We start from the raw sequence: 19,899 nt of genomic DNA on the forward strand, positions 1-19,899 counted from the left end.
GTTTTCGGTTGGTACTACTGCTGGTAAACGCCGTAATCCTGTTTGCGGAAGATAAGCGAAACAATGAGCACGGGTAATACGGCCAGCGCCGTTTTCTTGGTCAGCTCGTCGGGCAGCAGCACGCCGGGCTGCATGTTGCTTACTTTGTTCCATTGCTCCTGAAACGTTTCGGGGCCAAACTGATCGGTCAGCTGCTTCTTGCCCTCGAGCAGTAATTTTTTCGAATTAACGACGTATTCGGCAAATACATCGGGGCTAATCTGAGTCACGAAAAAATAAATAAGCCAGCCCGTCAGCAGGGCGGCCACTGTGTTGAGCACGTAGCAGATCGTAATACCTTCCCAGAGGTGCAGCATACCGTGGCCCACATACTTGCGGTAGTACCAGACCGTGGCTACCATCATGATGATGTGAATTCCGAAATCGAGTACCCGAATGTTGCCCAGGGGCGGAATGCCCAGCGCATAGAGCGCCAGAAAGTACACGAAGCACAACACCCCCGTCAGCAGACCCGCCAGCAGGGGCAGTTTCAGCAGGGGGTGGTTAAAATACGTCAGGATGGCCTTCATACGGTTGGGATGTACTGTCCCTGAGCCACCGTACCGATAACGCGGCCCGTGAGTGTCTGACCCAGGAAAGGTGAGTTTTTGGATTTCGACCGGGTGTGCGCGTACGTCCACGAAGCCGTTGGGTCGAACAGCGTCAGACAGGCGGGCTCCCCTTCGGCCATCCGGACGGGGGGCAGCCGCAGAATATGGCGGGGCCCGGCCGTAAGCCGGTCAATGAGGGTAGTCAGTGGCAGCGCCTGGTTGTGGGTGATGGCGGCCGCGAAAACCGTTTCGAGACCGATCATACCAAATTCGGCCTGATCGAACTCCAGATTTTTGCTTTCGGCATCCTGCGGGCTGTGGTCCGACACAATGGCGTCGATCGTGCCATCGGCCAGACCGGCCCAGAGCGCCTGCCTGTCGTCGGGCGAGCGGAAGGGCGGATTCACTTTCAGGTTGGTATCGAAGCCGGCCATGGCGCTGTCGTCGAATACCAGCTGATGCACGGCCACATCGCAGCTGACGGGTAGCCCCTGCGCTTTGGCCTGCCGGATCAGCTCGACCGAACGGGCCGTGGAGAGCGTAGCGAAGTGAAGCAGCGGACGATCGCTCTCGCCCGAACCACCCAGTACGTATTCCAGCAGCCGCAGGTCGCGCTCCACCCTGATTTCTTCGGCCAGACTGGGCATACCTTTGAGCCCCAGCAGTGTGCTCTGTACACCTTCGTGCATCTGCCCGTACAGGTTCAGGCTGGTTTCTTCGGGCCGGTTGATAAGCAGTCCGCCAATCGGATTGAGGTACTGCAGCGTTTTCAGCAGCAGGTCGGGATGTTGCAGCGGGTGGGTACCGTCGGAGAAAGCCACTGCCCCGGCATGGTGCAGGTCGATCATGTCGGTAAAGTCAATGCCTTCGGCCTTGCGGGTAATAGCGGCCATGGCGTGCACGCGTACCGGCTGCCCGGTGCTCATGCGCTGCAGGTAGCCCAGCGGCCCCTTGGCATCGACCACCGGCAGGGTGTTGGGCAGCAGCACAATATCGGTAAAGCCCCCGGCGGCAGCGGTCTGGCACACACTCGTCAGATCTTCTTTGTGCTCGTAGCCGGGGTCCTGCGCCGTTACCCGCATATCGACCCAGCCCGGCGACACACACAGGTTGGCGGCCTCCACCACCCGCGTCCCATCGGGTACGGCCAGGTGCTGACCCAGTTGACGAATAAGGCCATTCTCAATCCATATATCCATCGGTTCGCCGTGGGCGGGCGACGTCGAATCAAACAGGCGGGCAGCGCGAATCAGTAAGTCCATGAAGAGGAAACAGGCGGTTTGCAATAAGCCGTGGGCCCGGGCCGGCGGGGCCGGCAGGCACGGCGGATCTATCTAAAAAAAAGGCTCCACAGGCGGGTTGCCGGCTGGAGCCTTTTTCATTACGCAATCGGTCGATCAGGCACCAACCAGTTCCTGATAAGCCGCTACCGTCAGCAGGTCGTCCAGACTGTCGCTGCTGGGCTTCATCCGGATAATCCAGCCATCACCGTAGGGATCGCTGTTGACCAGTTCGGGGCTTTTCTCAACGCCTTTGTTTACTTCCAGTACTTCACCATCGAGGGGCAGAAACAGGTCAGATACCGTTTTCACGGCTTCTACCGACCCAAACACATCCCCTTTGCTGAGGGACTGCCCAACCGTTGCAACGTCGACGAAGACGATGTCGCCCAGCTCGTGCTGCGCGAAATCAGTGATGCCGACAACGGCTGTGCCGTCGGCTTCCAGCCGAATCCATTCGTGATCCTGCGTGTACTTCAGTTCTGCGGGAAAATTCATTGCGGGGTACGTGATTTATAGCCACAAAATACGGCAGAGCGGGCCGCATTTGCAAAGGCCTGTGGTTTTAGTTGGCCGTGCTGCTGCCCGGCGGGTTGGGGTTGAAATTATATGGGCCGTGCCGGTCGCCCGACTGCCGCTCGATCATCCACTGCGGATACGGTTTGGGCCGGCTGCTTACGGCATCGAGCTGTTCGAGCTGTTCGGTGGTCAGGCTTATATCGACGGCTTTGATGTTATCGATGAGCTGATCGGTGTTTTTGGCACCAATGATTACGCTGGTAACGCCGGGCCGGGCCAGCACCCACGCCAGCGCAATGCGCGCTACCGACACGCCATGCGCTTGGGCAATGGGTTCGATAGCCTCGATGATGTCGTAGGCTTTTTCCTGATCGACGGGCGGGAAATCGAATACCAACCGGCGCGACTCTCCGTCGGGTTTATTGCTGCGGGTGTATTTGCCCGACAGAAAACCACCCGCCAGGGGGCTCCAGGGCAGAATGGCCATCTGCTGATCGTGGGCCATCGGCACCAGTTCGTTTTCCAGATCGCGGCCGGCAATGGAGTAGTAGTTCTGAGTCGAGGAAAACGGGGTCCAGCCGTTTTTTTCGGCAATGCCATTGGCTTTCATGACCTGCCAGGCGGCCAGGTTCGAGCAGCCGATGTAGCGCACCTTACCGCTTCGCACCACATCTTCCAGGCCGCGCATGGTTTCTTCGAGGGGCGTCATCGGATCGAAGCCGTGAATCTGGTAGAGGTCGATGTGATCGGTCTGGAGCCGTTTGAGACTGCCTTCGATCTGCTGCATGATCTGCAGCCGCCCCAGCCCGACCTGATTCTTACCGTCGCCCATGCGGCCCCGTACCTTGGTAGCCAGCACGATATCGTCGCGGCTGATACCCAGTCCCTGCAGTGCCTGCCCCAGCAGGGTTTCCGACTGCCCGAATGAGTAAACATTGGCCGTATCGATGAAATTGATGCCGCTGTCGAGAGCGGTCTTCACAATGTCGTTTACAGCATCCTGCTGCAACTGGCCCATGGCCTTCCAGTAGCCTTCGCCCCCGAACGTCATCGTGCCCAGGCATATTTCCGATACCAGCACGCCGGTGTTTCCCAATGGTCTGTAATTCATGAACAGTTTGGTTGAGGTTCACCCGAATCAACGTCCTGGCCGGCCAAATGGTTACCAGCCAACGGCTATCCGCTTCACAATCAGCCCAGATACGAAACGTGTTTTGTCCATAAAATTGGTAGTTTTAGCCCGTCTTCCCACACCGCTCCTGCTCCGGCCAGCCTGGCCCTTTTCCCTGTTGTTGCCACCCCTCTTTTTTCGCCATGAAATTGTATCTGTCGTTGCTGCTGGTTCTGGCCAGCAGTGCCGGAGTGTCGGCCCAGTGGGGTCGGACGTTTATCGACTCGGTTGCCACACTGCCCGACACCAGTCAGATTAAAGCCAGCCGGCGGTTTGCTGACACTCAGATCGATCTCGGCCGCTTCGCCACCGCCGATTCGGTGCTGCAATCGGCGCTGACGACCGCCGAAAGAACCCACCAGCCGCTGCTTATCGCGGGCGTGTACCGATCGCTGGGGTATCTGGCCAAAAGCCAGAGCCAGTTTCCCAGGGCACTGACGCATTTTCAGCGGTCGCTGCGCCTGTACCAGCAGGCCGGGCGCCACGACCAGGTGTCGACCCTGCTGCTGATGCTCGGGCAAGTGTATGAGCGGGCGGGCGACGAGGTGAACCGGGGCAAGTACTACGAAGCGAGTCTGGCCGAAGCCCGGCGCCATCACCTCCCCGTTGCCGAAGCCGATGCCCTCTCGAACCTGGCCAACTACAAAGACAGCCAGCACAGGCGCGCCGAATCGCTGGCCTACAGCCAGCAGGCCCTTGCCCTCTACAAAAAGCTGCAGGATCACTTTGCCTATTACGTGCTGCTACTCAACCGGGCCATTACCCTCAAAAACGCCGGCCGGCTGGCCGAGTCGGAACAGGCTTTTCGCGCCTGTCTTGCCTGGGCGAAGCAGGCCCACGAGCCGTCGATCGAAACTTTTGTTTACATCAACCTGCCCAATACGCTCCTGCTGCTCGGTCGCCCGGCCGAAGCCGCGGCCTACGCCCGGCAGGCCCTCGATCGGGCAGCGCACTCGGGCGACCCCTACCCGATCCGGCGCGAGAGCTACGACATTCTGACCCGCGCTGCCGAACAGCAGGGCAACTACCGCCAGGCGTTGCAGTACCACCGGCAGTACGTGGTTTGGCGCGACAGTATGTTTACGGCCGAAAAAAGCAGGCAGCTCATCGACGTCGAAACGCGCTACCAGACCGTCCAGAAACAGGCCCGGATCGCGCAACTCCGCGCCGACAACCAGCAGCAGCAACGGCAATTGTGGGTGGGGATGGCCGGCATCATGGTGCTGCTTGTGCTGCTGGCCATCAGCAGCTGGCAGTACCGGCTCATTCGGAAAACCAATGCGCAGCTGGCCGAAACCAACCGGGTTATCTCGGCCAACAATGTGCAGATCCGGGAGCAATCGACCCAGCTGACGACGCTCATGCACGAACTGCACCACCGTGTAAAAAACAACCTGAGTATGATCTCGAGCCTGTTGCGGCTACAGTCGAGCCAGTTGCAGGATAAGGGAGCGGCCCAGGCTGTGCTCGACGGGCAGCACCGGGTGGAAGCGATGACGCTGATCCACCATCGGCTTTACCAGACCGACAACGTGAGCCGCATTGGGGTGCAGGACTATATCACCGACCTGACCCATGAATTGATGCAGTCGTTTGGCTTCGGTGCCGATCGGCTGGCCCTCGACCTGCGCGTAACGCCCCACGAAATCGACGTCGACATTGCCATCCCCATCGGCCTGATTCTGAACGAACTGCTTACCAACGCTTTCAAGTACGCGTTTCAGGGCGTCGACAAGCCCGCGTTGCTCGTATCGCTTATGCCCCCTACCGATGGCTCGGCCAGCCCCTTCGACCGGGGTCCACTCGTGCTGATAGTACAGGATAACGGTCCCGGGGTCGATCCGGAGCGGTGGCGTTCGCAGCCGCGTTCGTTCGGCCATCGGCTTATTGTGTCGCTGAGCCGGCAGTTGGGCGGCACCCTGTCGGTCGATGGCAGCCAGGGCACCCGCGTCGAACTGCGCATTCCGGCCGACCGGGTCTGGCAACGCTACGCCGGCACCGCGCAGGCAGCCTGATGCCGTACCGGCCACGCCCGCAGTGCGCGGCCGGTACGGGTGCTATTCGGCGAGGTTGAACTTGACCTGCACCCCGCCCGCTGTGGTAGCCCGCCGGAACGAGTTCGACACGAGGGGATCGTTGAAGGTACGGTCGAAGTAAACATTCACGTTCAGTCGGCGGCTCACGATGTAGCTGAGCTGCGGCCGGAGCTGGAAGTTCACGTTGCCGGCCGTAACGGTCTGCTCGGCATCGAGCTTACGCTGAATGGCGCGGGTATCGCGCAGGGTCAGGTTGAGCGAGAACGTCAGGTCGTTTTTAAGCTTTTTGTAAGCGCCGTTGATGCGAAACGGAATCCGGACGTTCTGCCGCGTAAAGCCCACCGAGGCCGTCAAATCTTTATTGGTCAGTTCGGCCACCTGCGCGTTCGACAGGTTCAGCGCCACATCGCGGCTCTGGTTGTACTCCAGTCGGCCACTGACGCGGCTTTTGGTCTGGAACTGCACACCGATCATGGGCGCAAATTTCTCCGACATGGTGATGGTACTCATGGCAAACACCGGCACGTACTGCCCCAACTGGTTGACGGCTGCGGCCATGGGGTAGCCCTGCACCGACAGATTCACGAAAGCCGCCCCGTAGTCGAGGTTCGAGATAAAATTGCCGACGCTGTAGGTCGAGTTGTAGCTGTGGGTGACGGTGAATGCGCTGAACCGGTCGCGGATAAAGCCCAGCCCCGACAGCCCGTTGTAGTCGACCCGCCAGTTGGGCAGCGGGAAGTTATAGAACGGCGATAGTTTGGTTTTGGTGGGGTCCTGCCCGCTGTAGGCAGCAAAGAAGGCTGGGATCAGCACATCCTGCGAGGTTTTGTTATACACCCCTTTCTTCTCGCTATCGGCCAGGGTAAGCCGGTCGATGAAGAACTGCCGGTAGGCTTCGAACCGGTCGAAGATGGGCGAGGTATTATCGCCCCGCAGGCCGATAAACGCCGTTCGGAACGACCAGAACGACATCGAGAACTGGCCATTGCGCACCGGCGACTGCGTTTCAAAGGCACCCCCGATCGAACCCGGGCGGTAGTACTCCTGGTAGGCATCCGAACGGGTCAGCCGCCACTCGACCTGCATCCGGAAATCGCGGAAGGGCTCCAGCGTGGTACGGGCGTTGAAGTTACGGGCCAGCGTTTGCTGAAAGGCCGTGTTCTGCACCGTACTGGGCGAGAGCCAGCCTTTATCGGCCGCTTTGTAGGCAATGGCCCGGTCCTGCCCGCCCAGCACAAACCCCAGGCCGGGGGCATTGTTGCGGTCGAGACCAAAGAAGCGGGGCGTGGGCAGGAAGCCCGGCAGCACCGTCGACTCCTGCACGGTATAGCTGAAGTTGATACCGCGCACGGTTAGCAGCGCCCGCGTGAAGTTTTTGAGCACTTTGCTTTCGCCCCGTTCGATTTCTTCGATATCGCCGGGGTTACGGGCAAAGTTCTTACGCACCGGCGCGGGCGTATTCACGAAGCGCAGGTACCGGATTTTGTTATACAGCCGGATCAGGTCGACGCGACCGGTAATGCCCCGCTCGCGGTTGTTGCGCAGAATGTTGCCAAACGGCACGTTGAGCGTATCGGCAATACCGTAGGAGTTGGCCTGGAACTGGTAGCCCACGCCATAGACCGCGTCGGCCGCAATCCAGTCGAGCAGCGGAATCTTGTCGAGCGGCAGCCGGTAGGTGGCCCGGATATCCTGCACGTAGTTCTTCAGCCGGCCGAAGTGCCGGAGGCTGTTCATGACTGAATCTTTCTTGGCCTGGGTGTTGATATCGCCGGCGGGTTCATCCACAATGGCATTGGCCTGCGCGTGGTAGGTCAGCACCAGGCTGCGGGTCAGGTTCCAGGTCAGGTCGTAGTAGCGGTTAAACAGGAAATATTTTTCGTACTGGGGCGCAATACCGTTGGTGGTCAGGTCGGAACTGCGCAGCTGCGTTTTAATGAAACTGCGGTCGAGGTCGGTCCGGATCGACACCAGCGACGGCAGGGGCGTCAGGTTGAAATCCTTGAGCCAGCGCAGGTACGGCGCTTCGAACGACGCTTTGTTACGGAATGGCTCGAACGTTTTGGGCTGGCTGCTATACGTATACGAAATGCCGCCCCGCTGCTGCTGCTGCAGGTATTCCTGCGTCAGAATGTTGGTGCGCTTGGTATCGTTGAAGGCGTAGGTAAAGGCCAGGTTCTCGATATCCCAGAAGTGCGCTTTAGCGGTCGGGTTGGTCTTGAGCTTCCTGACGTTCGAGAGGTTGTAGCCGCGCCGAGTGGTATTGTCCTGCACCAGCATCCGGTAATTGTCGCGGTCGATCCCCTCGGCCTTGGTCATCAGCGACGTTTTGAGCGGAGTATCGGGGTCGAGCGGATCGAACTGGGGGTTGATGTTGCGGTGGTCGTAGTTCACGTAGAGCGGAATCCGGAGCCCCCAGCTGGCCGGCAGCAGCTTGTCGACCGAGATGGCCGACGAAATGCCGTATTCGGTGGTGGTTTCGCGGGCGCGTTCGCCAATCTTGGTCTGCACCCCGCCGAAGCCGTAGGTCTGAATCCGGCCCGAGGCCGTGATGGTCGCCAGATCGGCCAGTTTCAGGTTGACCGACGCAATGGCGGCCGTACCGGCGTGCTGATCGTAGCCGTTGGCCCGCAGTTCATCCACCCAGATCGTAAACGACTCGGCCCGCTCGCCATCGTTTGGCAATTTGGGGTTGCGCACACCAATCATCACCGACTGCACCGCCGTCAGGTCGGGGTTGCCCACCACCGTCAGCACGTACCGCCCATCGGCCGAGCGCCCCGAGAAAGGCAGGGCCGTCCGGCGGGTCAGGTTCAGGTTGCGCTGGGCCTTCAGATTGATCAGTTCTTCGATCGCCAGGTTCAGGTTGTTCGCTTCGGGCCAGACAGCCTGCCGGAAAGCCTCGTCGTTCGGGCTGCCCAGCAGGTTACCGGGTGTAGCCACCAAGTTCGGAATCTCGATTTCGTAGTAGTTATCGGTATAGTCGGTACCCAGCCGCACAAACGCCGACACCTGCCCACTGGTATTGGTCGGATTGTGCATGTGCACAAACATCTGGATCGTTTTCCGGAACTGCAGGTCGAAGTTGGTGTTGCGGAACGCCCCCCGCGAATCGCCGTCGCGCAGGTTGGTCACGCTCAGCCGCATCGACTGCTCGTTCAGCTCGACCGTGTTTACCTGCGTGTAGTCGCGGTCGCGCACGTAGCCCGGCGGCACCGTGTACACGTACTTGGCATCGGTTTGTCCTCCCGCGGTGGTATTGTTCGGCTGGCTGTTCTCTTCAACGTTCACCGTCGACACCGTAAACTGAGCGTCGTAGGGCTCGGGCACTTCCTGCAGCCCCCGCTGGTTCAGGTCGCCGGTGTATTTGCGGTACTGGTTGGCTTCCATCTGAAGCTGGGCAAACCGCAGCACCACCGGCTCTTCGAAATCGGTGAGGTACATCCGCATGAAACGAATCGACTTAAAACCGTTAATGTTGCCCACCTTACGCAGGTACTCCCGAATCGGAATCCGGAACTGGTACCAGGTTACCGGCACCCCACCCGACACGGCTGGCGGCACCACTACTTTATCGACGATGTTGCCCTGCCCTACTTCGAGTTTGCCGTCGCGCAGGTCGACTTCGTATTCGTAGTAGGCTTCGTTGTCGTTGATGGTATTATCGGTGTTGAGGTCTTCGATGTCGGGCAGCGTGGTCGACGCCGGGGTCAGAAACTGGTTGGTCGTGGTGTTTTCGGGGGAGTTGTTTTCCATCCCCATGAAGTATTTGTAGCGGGCCACGATATAACGTTCCCGGTCGGCTTCCTCACCCAGATAGAACTTGAAGTCATCGCCCGAGGGGTCGGCTTCGATGGCTGAGTACGCCTGCGGATCGGTCACGCGGCCGCGCACCGTGCTCAGATACGACGAGAAAAACGTTTGCTCGGATTTGGTGATGCGGCTGTCGAGACCGTCGAGCCCGATGTCCTGCTGGTCGCGGCCTCCGCTCTGAAACGCATTGGTCACAAACTGCTGCCGGGGTGCTTTGCCCCAGGCGGTGCGGTTGGTGCCGCCGTTGAGCCGGTTATCGGCCGTCGAATCGATCGGAAAGCCATTTTCAAACTCGTACTGACTGTCTTTGATCACGTCTTCCGACACGTCGCCGAGGTTGAATACCAGCTTACCGCCCTTGGTATTGTTGGTGTTTTTGGTGGGATCCTGGCTCCAGCGGATCTTGCCGGCTTCGCCCTTAACGAAGGGGTCCATGAGCCAGAACGTGATATTCTCGATGTTGGCGTTGTCGAAGTCGATGTCCGACGCGATGGCCCGCGTAACAGCGCCGAAGTTCTGCCGGGGATTGTTGTTCAGCGTACCGTCGGCGCGTAGATTGGGGTTGTAGTTGTACATCCCCCGCTCCGACGGGAAATACGACACGTCGAGAATACTTTCGGGCAGGTTCACGACCCGCACCGACCGGCCGGGAAACAGATCCTGCGGCAGAAAATACCGCTCGTAGGCGTAACGGTTCACCTCATCGGGGTCGATGTTGGACGCTACGCCCACCTGCCCCGGCGTGTAGAGCGATGGGTCGACGCTGTAGACCGAGATGCGGGCGCGGTTGTAGGCCGACTCCAGCGGGTTCTGGAACGACCCCTGCGAAAACTGCTGTGGGGTACTGCCCAGGCGCCACCGCACCGGCTGCCGCGTCAGGTCGAAGATGGTACGGGCGGCTTCGAAATCATCGAGATAGCTTTCGTTGCGGGCGCGGGGGTTGGTGCCGGGCAGCAGCTGCGCTACCTCGCCCGATGCCTGAATGGTCGACATTTCTTTGGTCTGCACGTTGGGCAGCTTATCGAGCAGGCGCGTCAGGCCCGGTAAATCTTTCCGCAGCGTGGCGTTGATGCCCAGCATGGTGTTGTTGACCGGCTCGTTGCCCAGCGCCACGCGGGTCAGGTAGCCGGCCGGCGTTTCTTTCATGTGCATGGCCGTCAGCCCCACGCTGATGTCGCGGTTGATGGCGTAATCGAGCCGGGTACCCAGCAGCGTTCGGATCTGGTTCTGAAACAGGTCGGGCTGCTCGTAGCCAATGCGCACCTCACGGCCCGAGTTGGTCACGCTCTCGTTGATAATACGCAGGCGGCCGGTCTGGCTTTCAAACACATAGTCGGCTCCGGCCGTGAGCGGCACCCCGCCCGCCGTCACCGTTACCGACTGCTCGTTGACACCGTAGGGCAGCTGCACTTCGGCGCCGTTGCCCGACTGGAAGGCCCCTTTCAGGAAAAATTTGTTTTTGTCGGCCTGCTGGGCGGCATCGGCCAGCGTGGTCCGATACAGCTGGTTGAAGACGTACTTGGCTTTCAGGCTTTCTTCGCCAGGCAGAAACTGCCGTTCCAGATACGACCCAAACGGTTCGAGCACCGGGAAGATGATTTTGCCGAACCGGCTGTCGATGGTCACGTTCTCGACGTAGTCGAAGTTACCGTCGGGCTGGGCATCGAGCTGCTGGTTGAGCCGGTCCATGCCGAAGACCTGTACCAGCGGTTTGTTCTGGAGTTGAGCCCCCTCCTGCAGGTTGGGGTTGTCGATACCGGTCAGGTCATCCTTGTAGATAATGCGGAGCTGAAAGCCCTGCCGGCTGATCTGGGCCGTGTTGATGGAATAGATGTTTTTCATCATCAGGTTCCACATCGGCAGCTGCAGGTTGTTGCGCAGCGTGGCCGATTTCAGCAGTTTCAGCACCAGCACCTCATCGGCGGGGCGGGCCTGGTAATCTTCGGTCAGCTCCCCCACCTTATACTTGCGCCCCTGATAGGTGTATTCGTAGGCCACGGCCAGCACCTCATCGTTGCGCAGCGCCGTCGTCAGCGAAATGTACCCCAGTTCGGGCTGCAGCTTGAAGTCGCGGTCGGTCAGGCGTTTGGCGCCCCGCAGAAAATCGAAGTCGGTACCCTTGCTCAGCCCAAACGCCGTGGTGAGTACTTCGGAGGTCTGGTCGACCTGCCGGAACGGACTGCCGGGATTGCCCGTCAGCTTACCATAGAGGCCATTGGCGGTATTATCGGCCGGCGAGCGCGGGTTAACCGGCTGCAGGTTTCCGTTGGTCGTGTTGTACGGACTGCCTTCGCCCAGATCCTGAAAGCCCACAATGTTGCGCAGCGTTTCGGTGGTGTTGGTGCGGTTGGTTACGTAGACCTCCACACGCGTTACGTTGACGCCCGAGGTTACCTGCGGCAGCGTTTTCAGCGACCGCTCGTAGATCGACCGGAAAAACTGCGACAGGAAGAAGTGGCGGTTTTCGTCGTACTGATCAGCGCGGATTTCAAACGGCCGGTTGGAGGTTCCGCCACGCAGCACGATCTCGCTTTTGCGGGAGCGCTGCTGCGACGCGACCACCGTGGCGTTGAGCTTGCCAAAGCGCAGCTGGGTTTTGATCCCGAACAGGTTTTGCACCCCCGGAATGAGCTGGCTGTTGATGGCCCAGCTGATGTTACCTACTTCGAGCCCTTGCAGAATGCTTTCGTTCTGCGGCTGGAAGCCCCCCGCCCCACCGGGCAGGGTACCGTTGGCCCCCGGCAGTCCCGGCAAGCCCGGTGCCGTCGGCAGCGTTGGTACACCGGGCAACCCCTGCCCCGACCCAAAAGCCGGCAGCCCACCGCCCGGCCGGTAGTTTACTTTCAGCGCATTCTCGAAGTTGAAAGCGGCCTTGGTATCGAAGTTGGCCAGGACGCCCAGCTTCTCCCCAATCTTACCGTTGAAGTTCAGACTGATCTGCTCGTTGAACAGAAAATTGCCGTTGCGACGCTGCCGCACCGGGATCACGGGATTGTCGATAAACTGGTAGAGGTAGCCGAAATCGAGCGTCACGAACCCGTTGGGTTTGAAATCGACCTGGCTGCCGCCGAAGAGTCGGTCGATGAGGGGCGGCAGTTCAAGTTTGGGAAACAGGCCCCGCCCACTGATGGCGCTCTGCCCGTCGCCCCGGGCGCCGTATTCGCGCCAGATACTCTGCTCGACCCGCTGGTTCTGCAACGCGTTATAGGTCGACAGCGGAATGGTTTCGGAGGGTCGGTAGGGCAGACCGAACTGCGAGGGCGGCAGGGCCAGCGCCGGCAGCGGTTCGCCGGGGCGCAGGGTACCCGGTGGCAATCCGCCCGGCACCGTACTGCTGCCGGGAACCGTGGTAGCCGTCTGGCCCTGTACACTATTCGGCAAGGGTGCGCCCGAGAGCGAGACGCCCGCCCGCACGCGCTCCGTTACGCCCACCCGCCCGTCGGGGCTGAGCAGGAAGTCGGTCGAGACACCCTTAGGGTCGCGCAGAATAAACGGTGATTTCGATGGACGCTCCGAAAAGCGGGTGGCCCGCCGGTCGGGCCAGTTGACGGTGGGCCGGCGATTGGCCGAGCGCAGCGCCCGCAGGCTGTCGACCCGGTTCTGGTTGGCCTGCCGGATCGAGTCGGACCGGAACTGCGCGCGTCGGCGGGCATCAGCCCGGGCCGAATCGGCCGTGGCCTGCTGCCGCCGGCCAGCGGCCCGGCGCGGGGCGGCCGGTGTCTGGCCCAGCGCCAGTCCCGCCCCTACCGACAGGCAGAGCAGTAGGGTCAGCCATCGCCTGTCAACGCACAGCAAGGGCATTTTCCAACCGGAAAAGCAATTACAGGTCAATACGTTGCCAACGAAGTAAGGGTTCACCATGTATGGTACTTTCTGATTCTGCTAATGGGCCGCCGTGCACACCCAACTCTAACGGCCAAAACCGCGCCAATTGTCTAGGGTGCGTTTTATTTTTTCCAGCCGCAACAAACCATTCGGCCCAACTTTGGTTACAGGCAGGCCGGGCGTAAAGCTACATAAAACTGGAAACGGCCCGCCAACGGGCCATGTGGGTTTACTAACCGCGCCGGTGGGTTCGGGCCGAACCTCCGAAATCCAACCGGCGCGGAAACTGACTTAGCGCAGGGCCTGCCGGATTACATCCTCGACACTGAGATCGGGCGTAGCCCGCAGGGCATCGTCGACGCTTTTTTCGGCCGTGGCTTTGGGAAAGCCCAGCGCCATCAGGGCAGCCAGTGCTTCTTCGCGCACCGGGTTGGCGGCCTGCTGGCGGTAGGTGGGGCCGTCGGGTACCACGCCTGATTTTTTCATTTTGTCGCGCAGTTCCAGAATGATGCGCTGCGCCGTTTTGGCACCGATGCCTTTAATAGCCTGCACCGCCCGGACGTTTTCGCCCAGAATAGCCAGCCGCAGATCGGCCGGCTGCATAGCCGACAGCATACCCAGGGCCGTATTAGGCCCTACGCCCGATACGCCGATCAGATCCAGAAACAGCGATTTCTCATCGGCCGACGCAAAGCCGTAGAGCAGCTGGGCATCTTCCCGAAACAGGTGATGAATGAAGAGTTTGATACGGTCGCCACCGCCGGGCAGCGTGGCGTAGGTTTGCAGCGAAATGTGTACGCCATAGCCAACACCGTTGACATCGATAATAGCGTAGGTCGTTTCTTTATAGGACAGCAGTCCATCCAGATAAGCAATCATTCAGCGCGTAAAGTAAGACGTTGGGAGGGTTGTCGACTGCCGCACAGCCACGTGGCCGCACGACGCCGTAAGCCGGTTAAAGAGGTGTTTTTGACCTCGTTATAACCCGTAAATATACCGAAAAATCCTCATTTTCGGGTAATCCGATCGAGCAGGCCGCCCATCATTTCCTTGAAATAATCGCCGTTGTAAGGCCCGAACCAGTTCATGTCACGGGTTTCATACGACTGCCGGTCATAGTAGCGATCGGGCGTCACGTAACCGATGTAGCCCCCCTCGAAACTGGTCACCATCAGCCGCACGCCATCCCGGGTGGCCCGCGGCATTAGCTCGACCGCCAGCTCGCCCGAGAAATCACAGGGCGTACCGAGCAGTACCGTGTTGCCGATGCGCAGCGCTTTCAGGTCCGACGGAAAATCGCCGTAGATGGCGTAGAACAGCCAGGGCCGTACGCGCCAGTTGCCGATGATACGCGGGTGCGGTTCGCGCAGTCCCAGCGGCAGTGTCAGCATGGCCAGCGTGCTGTCGGTGTGGGTCTGCACGGTGGGCAGTACGCGCTCGATGCGGGTGGCCAGCGTGCCGGCATAATTACGAATTTCGGCAAAATCGGTTTCGCCCTTCGCTTCGGGGCCTGTGCTCCCCACCGCCCCGGCCAGAAATACGGCAAAGTCGGCATCCTTCCGCTCCAACCGGTCGACCAGCGAGCCAGGGTAATCGCGGCTCAGGTAATCGCTCATACTGTCTTCAAAGAGTGTGGCGTGCCCCGAAAACGAGCAGATCAGCGCCGACTGCCCGGTTTGTTTCCGGAGCCGCAGCAGCCGAAGCCGGCTGTCGAGGGGTCCCGTCGGGCCGGAGTTGCGGATGCGGTTGTAGATCATGTCGCCGGCTTCGACCTCGGCATAGCCCAGTTGCGCCGGTGCCTGACTGGCCTGCGCCTGCCGAATGGCCGTTAGCACGCCTTCGGTTATGCGCGTCACAATATCCTCGTTATAGCCACCGGCAATGAGCTGGCCCACCAGCCCCGGTGCCCAGCCGCCCAGGCTGTTGTGGGAGTGAATGGCACCCATGTACACGTTTTCCCAGCGCAGCCCTACTTCGGGGAGCCGCTTCTTAAGGGCTTCGACCAAGGTGGGGGGCGTAATCAGCAGATCGAGGCCCACTACGGCCACGCGGGTGCTGCCATTATCGAGCACCACGGCCCGCGCGTAGACCGAGTCGCTGACCACGTGCCAGTGCTTGCCGCGCCGGGCGCCGTAGCCGCCGGTTGGTGTGGTGTAGGGCGGGGTAATGTTGACCTTGGCCCAGCCCGCCCGCAGACCCGTTTTAGGCGCCGGGGGGGCGGGCAGCGCGCTTAGCCGGGCTTTGGTCTGGTGGTAGTAGGGCATTTGCTGGTAAGGCGTATCGTCGACTGGAGCCAGACTAACGGCCAGAAACAGCAGGATAAACACAACCAGTCCCAACAGGACGTTAAAAAAGATACGGACAGCCTTCATGCAGTAGCAACGTCTTGGCCCCTGAACGGGTGCGCAAGCAACGAAAAAACCACCGGACAGAAAAGCCACAAAAAAAAGGCGTCGGGAATATCCCAGCGCCTTTCGCCACTCTACCGGATGACCGGTCTCCCTATAATGATTGCGGTAGAAAGCCTGCCGGTACGGGGCCGTACCGGCGCTTTCGACCCATGTTATGCTTTGATGAACGGACCGGCAATGGCCAGTACCTGAGCCATGGTCAGCGGTTCGTCGAAGGCTTCGCGGATGGCGTCGTCCGATTTACCCGTCAGGGTTTTCAGGTTGACGCCGGCCTGCGTAAACGACGTCTGCGTGGTGTCGGACACCCAGCCTTTCATACCCATCATCCGGCGCACCTGCGCTGCGTGGCGGGCTTCGACCGAGTGAATGCGAAGGGCTGTTTGCAGAATAGCCTTATCGTTGATCAGGGCACCCGCCTGTCCTTTGTAGGCGGCTACACCGGTGTCTTCCAGCGCCCGGGCCGTAGCCATGAAGGTCTGGTAGCTGGTGAAGGTACCCGTGGGGAACTGGAACGTCGGTTTGGCCGGAGCCGCAGCCCCCAGCGCGCCTTTCAGCAGGGCTACGTGAGCCGCTTCGTGTTTGCTGATCTGGCTGAAAACAGCCTGGTCGGCGGCCGGAATCAGGTTGGCCGTACCCAGACCGATGCGGTAAAATTCATCTTCGAGGTACTCCAGCGTCAGCGCGTATTTCAGCACGTCGACGGCAGCCGACGACTGAGCGAAGGCTTCGTTGAGCGAACCGGCTACAATCGTGGGCAGCGCAGCGGCTGCCAGGCGCGACCCGGCTTTGAACAGATTCCGACGGGAATAAAAGCTATACCGCTCGCTGGCATCGGCGTCGATTTGTTCGATATCGGCAATAATGTTGAACAGATTCATACGTGTATGTCAGATTAGGCGGTGGGCAGGTTAGCTCCGCTGATGGGCGTTTTAACAAATTTCTGAGCCGTTGGCAGTACGGCGGCCGGCTTGCTGGCCGCGTCCAGACCGTCGGCCGGGGTCACGATGTCGTCGCCGGCGAAGCTGCCCGACTTGGGGCTCAGCAGATCGCGGATGGCCGCAGCGTGGCGAGCCTCAACCGAAACGATCTTACCGGCGATGAGCAGGTAGTTGGCATCTTTGATCAGGTTGCCGGCACCGTTGTAGGCCGATACACCCAGATCTTCAAACGCTTTGGCGGTATTCAGTACACTGCTGCGATCGCTGAAGTTGATACCGGCAAAGTTGGGCGTCAGGCTACCAATGGCATTGGTACCCAGAGCCGCTTTGAAAAATTCGCGGTGGATCACTTCATGATCGCGGATATCGGTGAGCAGTTGCGTTTCGGCAGCCGTCATGCCCGAGAAAGGCGTGGCAATAACCTGCGTATAGAAAGCGGCTTCGAGTTGTTCCAGCGCGTAGGCGTAGTTCAGAATCCCGACGTCGCCCGTACCCAGATCAACCGTTGCCATAATGGTATCCGGATTATCTTCACCTTTACAGGCGGCCAGTAAAGCCCCTCCAGCCGTGACGGCCCCTGCGTAGCGCAGAAATAACCGGCGACCGACCATTACCGGCTCCAGTTGACCCGGTAACATCGACAGGCCCGATTCGTTCTGTTGCTTGCTCATAGCAAAAAAAGTTAAGTGATTATGATGCCGAAACGCCACAGCGCTGCCGGTCTTGACACTACATACGACGGGTTCAGGCAAATGGATTGAACCGATTTACTTTTTTTTAATACGCCATCCGCTTTCTGTACCTTACCTGACCTTACCCTCAGCACACTGCCTATGTCGACACCCGACGCTAACCGCCAGACGGCCCTCGCTTTCTACGACCGGATGTTCAATCAGAACGAGCCCGCCGATGCCATGGCCCGCTACGCAGGCGACACCTATACCCAGCACAACCCGACTGTGGCCGATGGCAAAGCGGGTTTTATCGACTATTTCGAGCGCATGACCCGCGACTATCCCGGCAAACGGGTGGTGGTGAAGCGCACCGTGGCTGAGGGAAACCTGGTGGTGTTGCACTGCCAGCAGTTCTGGCCCCGGCCCGACGGCAGCGGCACCGACGAATGGGCGGGGATGGATATATTCCGGTTCGACGCCAGCGGCCGGATCGTGGAACACTGGGATGTGCTGCAGCTGGTTCCCGATCAGTCGGCCCATGACAACGGTATGTTCTGACCGCAGTCCGACTGACCGCAGCCCGACTGACCGCAGCCCGACTCTTTACCCCTTCTTTCGGGTTGTTGACCCCGGCCGCGCCCGGCTCATGGGCTGCCGGCTTAGCTTTGGTGCTTTTCCTACCTGCGTATGATAACCTGGTTCAACAGCCGCGCCCAGACGGTGCTGATCGGGCTGTTTCTGCTGGCCTTGCCGCTGTTTTATTTTAGCTACAGCGGGGTTAGCTGGCACCCGCTCAGACCCCACGACCACCTGATACAGAACGGGCTGGCCTACGTTTTTCTGCTGGTTTTCACGTATGTCAACCACACCTATTTCGTGCCCCGCTGGTTTCTGGCCAAACGCTACAGGCTGTATCTGGTGGTGGCCATGAGTTGTGTGCTGGGAGCTGCTTATCTGCCCTACCGGATCGAGCAGTGGGCTTTCTTCAAGCCGCCCCGTACGCAGACACCGGTAGCCTGGTTCCGGCAGCTGTTTATCGAGGAAATGATGCTCGACAAGCCGGCTGGTCATCATTCGGCCAACCGGCACAACGGCTTTCCGCATCGACCCGGCGATGTGCCCCCCGGCACGCTGCTGCTCCCCGTTAAGCTCATGCTTTTTTTTCTGCTGGGCAGCATCAGCACCCTGCTCTCCCTTTCGGTTCAGACCGCCAACCGGTTGCGGCAGGTCGAAACCGATCAGCTACAGGCCGAACTGCGGCAGCTGCGGGCGCAGATACAGCCCCATTTTCTGTTCAATACGCTCAACAGCATTTACGCGCTGGCCCTGCGGCAGGACCCCCGAACGGCCGATACGGTTGTGCAATTGTCGGAGTTTATGCGCTACACCACCTACGACGCCCACGCCGACACGGTGTTACTGCAGAATGAGATCAACTACATCGGCAACTACATCGACCTGCAGAAAGCCCGGCTGCGCGAGGCTGTCACGGTCGACTATCGGCTGACGGGCGAGGCCCACCAGCTGCTGATTGCGCCCCTGCTGCTGTTTTCCCTGATCGAAAATGCCTTCAAATACGGCGTCAACCCCGACGAAGAATCCCTGATCCGGATTTACCTGACCATCCGGGGCGCCAGCCTGCACCTGGAAGTGGTCAACAACATCGTACACGTTAGTCCAATCGAGTCGGCCACCGGTATTGGCCTGCAGAACGCCCGGCAACGGCTACGACTGCTCTACCCCGGTGCGCATACGCTGACCATCGACGACACCGGCACCCGTTTTCACGTTGTTCTACACCTGACTTTATCCTGATGAACGCAATCGCTCTCGACGATGAACGCCCGGCGCTGGAAATCATCCAGGCGTTTTGCGAACGCATCGACCTCGTTACGCTGCTGCATACGTTCACGCGCACCAGCGAAGCCCACCGGTTTCTGGACCAGCAGACCATCGACCTGATTTTTCTGGACATCAACATGCCCAGCGAATCGGGTCTGTCGTTTGCCCGGTCGGTTCCGGCCTCGGCGCAGGTCATTTTCACAACGGCTTACAGTGAGTTTGCGGTAGCGAGCTATGAAGTCGAAGCTGCCGATTACCTGCTGAAGCCGTTTACATTCGACCGATTCAGTAAAGCCGTGCAGCGAGCGCACCAGCGCTGGCAGGCCCGGATGCCTCAGCCCGCCGATACGCCCCCCCCGCCCGACCCGATTCTGGTTCGGGTCGATTATGGCCTGGTCCCCGTTCGACCGGCCGACATCCTGTTCATCGAGGGCCTCGATAATTACCTGAAAATTCACCGCACCACCGGCCGCCCGCTGGTGGTGCGGCTCACCATGAAGGCCATGCTCGACAAACTACCGGCTACCGACTTCATGCGCATCCACCGGTCGTTTATCATTGCCATCGACAAGATTGTGTCGATCCGAAACAAAATGGTATGCATTGGCCAGGCCGAACTGCCGGTTGGCAGCAGCTTCGAGAAAGCCTTTACGGAGCGTTTCGCGGGTTGAAACAGATCTGTTAACTGGCCTATTGGCCACAACATTCGGCCTGTTGACCCCAGACTGGCAACGCACGGCTGGAACAGACTGTATACGGGATAAAATCACGGGTTCCCAGACAAACCGAAGGATATAAAC

Annotated in this window: 13 protein-coding genes; 4 read left to right on the top strand and 9 right to left on the bottom strand. The window is 59.9% G+C overall.

All coding sequences use genetic code 11. The features are described from left to right. Positions 1 to 14: 14 nt before the first annotated feature. The 4 genes from ACYVAC_RS04325 to ACYVAC_RS04340 form a co-directional block, all read right to left on the bottom strand. Positions 15 to 569, bottom strand: coding sequence for a DUF4199 domain-containing protein (locus tag ACYVAC_RS04325; RefSeq protein ID WP_461096351.1), 555 nt, complete (start codon positions 567 to 569; stop codon positions 15 to 17). Further along, positions 566 to 1,852, bottom strand: a complete 1,287-nt coding sequence (locus ACYVAC_RS04330) for a dihydroorotase (RefSeq protein WP_461096352.1) — start codon at positions 1,850 to 1,852, stop codon at positions 566 to 568. Before ACYVAC_RS04330 ends, ACYVAC_RS04325 begins: the two co-directional genes overlap by 4 nt. Positions 1,853 to 1,987: 135 nt before the next feature. After that, on the bottom strand, positions 1,988 to 2,368 hold the full coding sequence (gene gcvH / locus ACYVAC_RS04335) for a glycine cleavage system protein GcvH (protein ID WP_461096353.1): 381 nt from the start codon (positions 2,366 to 2,368) through the stop codon (positions 1,988 to 1,990). 67 nt (positions 2,369 to 2,435) lie between these two features. Next, positions 2,436 to 3,500, bottom strand: coding sequence for an aldo/keto reductase (locus tag ACYVAC_RS04340; protein WP_461096354.1), 1,065 nt, complete (start codon positions 3,498 to 3,500; stop codon positions 2,436 to 2,438). Between the two features lie 203 nt (positions 3,501 to 3,703). Here ACYVAC_RS04340 and ACYVAC_RS04345 point away from each other — a divergent pair, with 203 nt between their 5' ends. Next, complete coding sequence (locus ACYVAC_RS04345) at positions 3,704 to 5,575, top strand: histidine kinase dimerization/phosphoacceptor domain -containing protein (protein ID WP_461096355.1); 1,872 nt, start codon at positions 3,704 to 3,706, stop codon at positions 5,573 to 5,575. Between the two features lie 42 nt (positions 5,576 to 5,617). Here the strand turns inward: ACYVAC_RS04345 and sov are convergent, their stop codons facing one another. From sov to ACYVAC_RS04370, 5 genes are all read right to left on the bottom strand, one after another. After that, the gene (sov, locus tag ACYVAC_RS04350) at positions 5,618 to 13,210 is read right to left on the bottom strand and encodes a T9SS outer membrane translocon Sov/SprA (protein WP_461096356.1); all 7,593 of its coding nucleotides are present in this window, start codon (positions 13,208 to 13,210) and stop codon (positions 5,618 to 5,620) included. A 315-nt stretch (positions 13,211 to 13,525) separates the two neighbouring features. Beyond that, on the bottom strand, positions 13,526 to 14,113 hold the full coding sequence (gene ruvA / locus ACYVAC_RS04355) for a Holliday junction branch migration protein RuvA (RefSeq protein ID WP_461096357.1): 588 nt from the start codon (positions 14,111 to 14,113) through the stop codon (positions 13,526 to 13,528). Between the two features lie 128 nt (positions 14,114 to 14,241). Then, a complete protein-coding gene (locus ACYVAC_RS04360) occupies positions 14,242 to 15,606 on the bottom strand; it encodes a neutral/alkaline non-lysosomal ceramidase N-terminal domain-containing protein (RefSeq protein ID WP_461096358.1) in 1,365 nt (454 codons plus the stop codon). 191 nt (positions 15,607 to 15,797) lie between these two features. Further along, complete coding sequence (locus ACYVAC_RS04365; RefSeq protein WP_461096359.1) at positions 15,798 to 16,523, bottom strand: ferritin-like domain-containing protein; 726 nt, start codon at positions 16,521 to 16,523, stop codon at positions 15,798 to 15,800. Between the two features lie 14 nt (positions 16,524 to 16,537). Further along, positions 16,538 to 17,254: a ferritin-like domain-containing protein gene (locus ACYVAC_RS04370; RefSeq protein ID WP_461096360.1), complete on the bottom strand. Its 717-nt coding sequence runs from the start codon at positions 17,252 to 17,254 to the stop codon at positions 16,538 to 16,540. A 162-nt stretch (positions 17,255 to 17,416) separates the two neighbouring features. Between ACYVAC_RS04370 and ACYVAC_RS04375 the strand changes: the two genes are divergently transcribed. From ACYVAC_RS04375 to ACYVAC_RS04385, 3 genes are all read left to right on the top strand, one after another. Then, positions 17,417 to 17,815, top strand: a complete 399-nt coding sequence (locus ACYVAC_RS04375) for a nuclear transport factor 2 family protein (RefSeq protein WP_461096361.1) — start codon at positions 17,417 to 17,419, stop codon at positions 17,813 to 17,815. A gap of 129 nt (positions 17,816 to 17,944) precedes the next feature. After that, complete coding sequence (locus ACYVAC_RS04380) at positions 17,945 to 19,072, top strand: sensor histidine kinase (RefSeq protein ID WP_461096362.1); 1,128 nt, start codon at positions 17,945 to 17,947, stop codon at positions 19,070 to 19,072. Beyond that, positions 19,072 to 19,770, top strand: coding sequence for a LytR/AlgR family response regulator transcription factor (locus ACYVAC_RS04385; RefSeq protein ID WP_461096363.1), 699 nt, complete (start codon positions 19,072 to 19,074; stop codon positions 19,768 to 19,770). Before ACYVAC_RS04380 ends, ACYVAC_RS04385 begins: the two co-directional genes overlap by 1 nt. Positions 19,771 to 19,899 lie beyond the last annotated feature (129 nt).

The organism is Spirosoma luteolum (assembly GCF_054778875.1).

Bases quoted from the DNA above. Each gene is read 5' to 3' on its own strand.
- ACYVAC_RS04325 (WP_461096351.1), bottom strand. From the start codon at position 569: ATGAAGGCCATCCTGACGTATTTTAACCACCCCCTGCTGAAACTGCCC.
- ACYVAC_RS04330 (WP_461096352.1), bottom strand. From the start codon at position 1,852: ATGGACTTACTGATTCGCGCTGCCCGCCTGTTTGATTCGACGTCGCCC.
- gcvH (WP_461096353.1), bottom strand. From the start codon at position 2,368: ATGAATTTTCCCGCAGAACTGAAGTACACGCAGGATCACGAATGGATT.
- ACYVAC_RS04340 (WP_461096354.1), bottom strand. From the start codon at position 3,500: ATGAATTACAGACCATTGGGAAACACCGGCGTGCTGGTATCGGAAATA.
- ACYVAC_RS04345 (WP_461096355.1), top strand. From the start codon at position 3,704: ATGAAATTGTATCTGTCGTTGCTGCTGGTTCTGGCCAGCAGTGCCGGA.
- sov (WP_461096356.1), bottom strand. From the start codon at position 13,210: ATGCCCTTGCTGTGCGTTGACAGGCGATGGCTGACCCTACTGCTCTGC.
- ruvA (WP_461096357.1), bottom strand. From the start codon at position 14,113: ATGATTGCTTATCTGGATGGACTGCTGTCCTATAAAGAAACGACCTAC.
- ACYVAC_RS04360 (WP_461096358.1), bottom strand. From the start codon at position 15,606: ATGAAGGCTGTCCGTATCTTTTTTAACGTCCTGTTGGGACTGGTTGTG.
- ACYVAC_RS04365 (WP_461096359.1), bottom strand. From the start codon at position 16,523: ATGAATCTGTTCAACATTATTGCCGATATCGAACAAATCGACGCCGAT.
- ACYVAC_RS04370 (WP_461096360.1), bottom strand. From the start codon at position 17,254: ATGAGCAAGCAACAGAACGAATCGGGCCTGTCGATGTTACCGGGTCAA.
- ACYVAC_RS04375 (WP_461096361.1), top strand. From the start codon at position 17,417: ATGTCGACACCCGACGCTAACCGCCAGACGGCCCTCGCTTTCTACGAC.
- ACYVAC_RS04380 (WP_461096362.1), top strand. From the start codon at position 17,945: ATGATAACCTGGTTCAACAGCCGCGCCCAGACGGTGCTGATCGGGCTG.
- ACYVAC_RS04385 (WP_461096363.1), top strand. From the start codon at position 19,072: ATGAACGCAATCGCTCTCGACGATGAACGCCCGGCGCTGGAAATCATC.